The organism is Mesorhizobium waimense, from assembly GCF_003601975.1.
Lineage (GTDB): Bacteria > Pseudomonadota > Alphaproteobacteria > Rhizobiales > Rhizobiaceae > Mesorhizobium > Mesorhizobium waimense.
In genome coordinates, this window is record NZ_QZWZ01000114.1 from 1 (window position 1) to 4283 (window position 4283).

Consider the following 4283-nt stretch of genomic DNA (forward strand, 5'->3'; position numbering starts at 1 on the left):
GAGGGACGCCAGCTCACGAAGGGGCAGCCATGGCAAATCGAACTCTCGGACGACCAGATCAACACACTGCGGGCGCGGACCGCTCGCACCAGGCGATCAAGGAAGAAGGCATCATGAAAACTTCGCTGATGCCAAGATGACAACAGCGCTCCTCGACCGTCTCACCCGCCATTGCGAGATCATCGAGACCGGAAACGAGTCCTGGCGCTTCAAGAACCGCGCCTGATCACCCCACCTAGTCGATCCGCGCTCGCCCGGGCTGCGCAACCCTGACCAGCTCCGCCCGGCGAGCGCTGACCATTGTGCCCTACGAAGGGGTCCCCTTTTGCGCGCCGATCCAGGGTCCCCCATTCCGTGCTGATTGACAGCCGGGACGCTCACACGGGCCTGGAACGCCGATTTCGACCTGGATGGCCGTGCCGATGGCGGCACCCGGCTGCAGGATCTTGCGACGGTCGAAAGGCGTGTCAATGCGAATCTGCCGTGGGCGTGATTGCACCGCGGGACCTGCGCGATGCGGCCGTCGAGCGCTTGACTGAGCGACACAAGCGCCGCTTTGATGGACAGACGACGTCGAGCAGGTGTGATGCCTCACGGCAGCATCAGGAGGACGATTGAGCTATGACCGACCGCGACGACTTCCTTGCCTGGGTCAAGACCGCGCTGTATGAGGCGGAGCTCGCGCTGCACAATGGCGACCCAGCCCCCAGGCGGGCTCTCTGGTCCCGCAACGAGCCCGTGAGCGTCCTGGGTGCGTGGCGCAACGCCCACGGCCAGCGAGAACTGGAGGAACTCTTCGCCGCTCTCGGTACGAGCTTCTCCGACTGCACGTCGTATGCATTCGAGCTGCTGTCCTACGACGTGGTGGGCGACATGGCCTATACCGCAGGCTTCGAGCACACCTCAGCCTCTGTCGATGGTCGGCCCCGCACCTACACGTTGCGCGTCACCCAGGTGTACCGACGCGAAGGTGGCGAATGGCGCGTGGTCCATCGCCACGGTGACACCGTGACTGAGTGACACAAGCGCCGCCGCAAAAACGACTTGTTGGACGTCCTCTGCGGCGGGCCAGCCCGGGACAAATCTGGGCGCGCATCCGCGGCTCATGAGACATCTTTTCTTCTGGCGACCGCTGACCATTGTGCCCTACGAAGGGGTCCCTTTTGCGCGCTGATCCAGGGTCCCCATTCCGTGCTGATTGACAGACCAGCGCCAGGCGTCCGCCCGGCTTTAGAACCCGCACGGTCTCGCGAAAGGCGGCATCCAGGTCCTTCCAGAAATAGACGACATGGACGCACAGCGCCTTGTCGAACACGGCGTCGGCAAAGGCAACGCACCGACCCGGCGATGGCGACCTCGACCCGCCGTGCTTTGACGAGTTCGCGGTTTCGTCGCACCGCAATCTCTGCCATGAGTTCGGACGGATCGACGCCGACAACGTGCCCGTTCGCGGCGTGCGCGGCCAGCCGGCCAGGCTGCGCCCATGACCACAGCCGATGTCGAGGACATGATCGCTCTCTTCGATGCTCAGCGCCTCGATGGCGTGCTTGTTCTCTGCCCATGTCTCGCGTGACATGATGAAGGCGATGAGCCGTCCGAGCAGCCCTCTTGCATGGCGCGCTTGTTCGGCGATGAAGCGCGGCCTACGCATCGGTACGCACCCGGCGCTGCGCCAGCAGCACCCCCGCAACATAGGCCGGGATTAAACCGAGCACCGCGGCCATGAAGCCGACAGTGAGCCGGTTTACGCCGGCGATGCAGCTTCCCGTAATGACAATACCGAGGCCGATCGGCAAGGTTGGCAGAACGTGCAGTAGGAGCGGCGCATACCCTGGTGAACAAGCCTCCCGAGAGCGACGGGTAACAGGCGCCGGCCAGTGACGGGCTCAAAAGTCCGCCGCCATGTTCAGGTGGGTAAAGCGGCCCGTTCTCGTATGGCGTGATCGCGTAGGTTAGGGCCTCGCCGTCAACGAAGCACACCAACTGGCTTCGGCGTGCCTAGTTCGGCTCAGCCAGGGGCGCCAGAGCGCGCCAGACGCTTCGGGCCTACGACAGCGGCTCAGCCGGAACGCGCGCTGGCGGGGCTCTAAGAGTGGAGGGACGGGCATTGTGTAAACGAGCGAGTGCTGGCATTGGCCGGCAGGAGTTTATCGAGCCGTTGATGCCAACCCTGTTGATGCTTCCGATTTCAGAAGGCGCTCCGCCAACTTCTTCAACACCACCCGATCAACCTTATCCGTGGCGCTGAGGGGCATCTCATCCAGCAAAAAAACGCTCTCCGGTGCCTTATAGCCAACGCTGGCGCGAGCGAAATGGATAAGCTCCTGCGGGGCTGGCTGCGCGGCGCCTGGCTTGAAAGTTACGAACGCGTGGACATTTTCGCCATGGACGGTGTCAGGGACCCCGACAACTCCGGCGATTGCCACTGCGGGATGCCGCATCAGGGCTTCCTCGACGTCCTGCGGGCTGATGTTCGAGCCATCGTGTACAATGATCTGTTTTCGCCGCCCGCAGAACCAAAGGTATCCGTCCTCGTCTATCTTCATCACATCGCCGGTGTCCAGCCAGCCATCCCTGATGGTGGCACGCGTTGCATCTGCATCACCCCAATAGCCGACCATGTTGCAAGGCGAGTTGATCCAGAGGCGCCCCTGAACGCCGGGAGGCAGTTCATTGCCGTTATCGTCGCGGATGGATATCTGGTAGCCGACAATCTGACGCCCGATCGAACCCGCTTTGTTGAGCCCGTCAGGAGGATTGATCGTGGCAACTCCAATTTCAGACATGCCGTACAGCTCATTGACGGACAAGCCGCTGAGCGCAGTAACTTCGAGCGCCAGCTCGAGCGGCACTTTATCGCCGCCGGCACAGAGCAGTCTGAATGACGAAAAGTCTTCGCGCCTGGCATTCTTCGCCCGAACCAACCCGAAGAGGACCGAGGGCAAAGCGATGAGTATGGTTGGGCGATGCTCGCGCAGCATCAACAGGAGCCCGGGTCCATCGCAGCTTGGCGGGACGACGACACGAGCGCCGGCTGCGAGTCCCATGAGGGCGTCCAGGAGCGCTCCGATGTGCGACATGGATCCGCTCAGCAGAACGATGTCGTCCGCCGCAGTTTGGCAGCCCTGTGCGAAGCTGGCAATCATATTGCCCAGACTTTCGAAACTATGGGTTACGCCCTTTGCCGGGCCGGTACTGCCCGAAGTGAAAAAGATAACCGCGGGATCAGTAGGCGCAGGCATAGGCGAAATTTCGGGCGCGATCGGGCTCTCCAAGAGCGTCGCGAAGTTTGAATGGCGATCGTGCTCGGAGCCGTAGTTGATGACCCCAAGTGGCAAGTCACGCGCGACACTGGAAGCGATGTCTTCCTGACGGTCAACATGGGCCAATAGCGCCCGAGCGCCGCTCGTCTTGAGTCCATGATCGATCTCGGGAGGCGTGTATCGGTAATTCAAGGGTACTGCCACGATCCCCGATTTGAGGCAGCCCAGGTAGTGAATCATCAGCGCAGCGCTATTGGGCATGAGCGACGCAATTCTATCGCCCGGCTTCAGCCCATAGGCCAGCAAGCCAGCGGAATAGCGTTTGCTGGCGCGCTCGAGTTCTTGCCAGCTCAAGCTGCCCTCGGGGCTAACAAGTGCCAGATCATCTGGCTTGCGTCTTAGCCCAACGTCGAGCAGACGTGGTACCCAGATTGGCTCGTCGTGCTTGGCTCGTGACTGAGGCACTTCGTTCCCGCCGCTGGATTGACGACCGTCGATGGTCCTCACTTGCTGAATTTGGATCGTGCACGGCCTAAGTTGTAGCCATATTAGCAGTCGCTCATTTAAGATTGAAGGCCTGGTTCACTCGACCTAACCGGAAAAACGGATGTGGGGCCCCCAGGGCGGCCAGGCAAGCGGCCATCCCGATCATGTCGCGCAGCCTGTGTCGCCAGAGCGCGCCAGACGCTTCGACGGCGTAGGAGAGCGGCAGCCAAAACGCGCGCTGGCAGGGCTCTAAGTGTGGAGGGGAAGGGCACCGAATTTGCGACTGCATCATCATATCAGGAAGAGGAGCCAAATGATGCGTCAAGATGGAACAACAGCGCGAAATACAGCAACACGGTACGTGCCGGAATGGCGCCTCAACAAGAGAACGTTTGAGGTTCCGTACCGTAACCGCTGTTCCGGACCCACATTGTCTTGCCTACAGGGCTTTGATCGAGCTCCTCCATGGGCGAGCGAGTGGATTGAAAGGCTTGCCACCCATATTAGGTAACCTTGTAGAGACGTAAATGGCAG

Annotated in this window: 4 protein-coding genes and 1 pseudogene; 2 read left to right on the forward strand and 3 right to left on the reverse strand. The window is 61.4% G+C overall.

Features of this window, described 5'->3' with window-relative positions:
* Positions 1-121 precede the first annotated feature (121 nt).
* Positions 122-226 (forward strand): annotated as a pseudogene (locus D3227_RS42450) (ATP-binding protein); the annotation flags it as partial.
* Positions 227-621: 395 nt separating this feature from the next.
* Positions 622-1020: a nuclear transport factor 2 family protein gene (locus tag D3227_RS39730; protein ID WP_120019398.1), complete on the forward strand. Its 399-nt coding sequence runs from the start codon at positions 622-624 to the stop codon at positions 1018-1020.
* Here D3227_RS39730 and D3227_RS44705 read toward each other — a convergent pair.
* From D3227_RS44705 to D3227_RS39740, 3 genes are all read right to left on the reverse strand, one after another.
* On the reverse strand, positions 947-1693 hold the full coding sequence (locus D3227_RS44705) for a class I SAM-dependent methyltransferase (RefSeq protein WP_120019399.1): 747 nt from the start codon (positions 1691-1693) through the stop codon (positions 947-949). The genes D3227_RS39730 and D3227_RS44705 overlap by 74 nt on opposite strands.
* Positions 1644-1796, reverse strand: coding sequence for a hypothetical protein (locus D3227_RS42105; protein ID WP_167481070.1), 153 nt, complete (start codon positions 1794-1796; stop codon positions 1644-1646). The genes D3227_RS44705 and D3227_RS42105 overlap by 50 nt, the downstream gene beginning before the upstream one ends.
* A gap of 351 nt (positions 1797-2147) precedes the next feature.
* Positions 2148-3770 (reverse strand): class I adenylate-forming enzyme family protein, encoded by a 1623-nt coding sequence (locus D3227_RS39740; protein WP_208646616.1) that lies wholly within the window; start codon positions 3768-3770, stop codon positions 2148-2150.
* Positions 3771-4283: the final 513 nt, after the last annotated feature.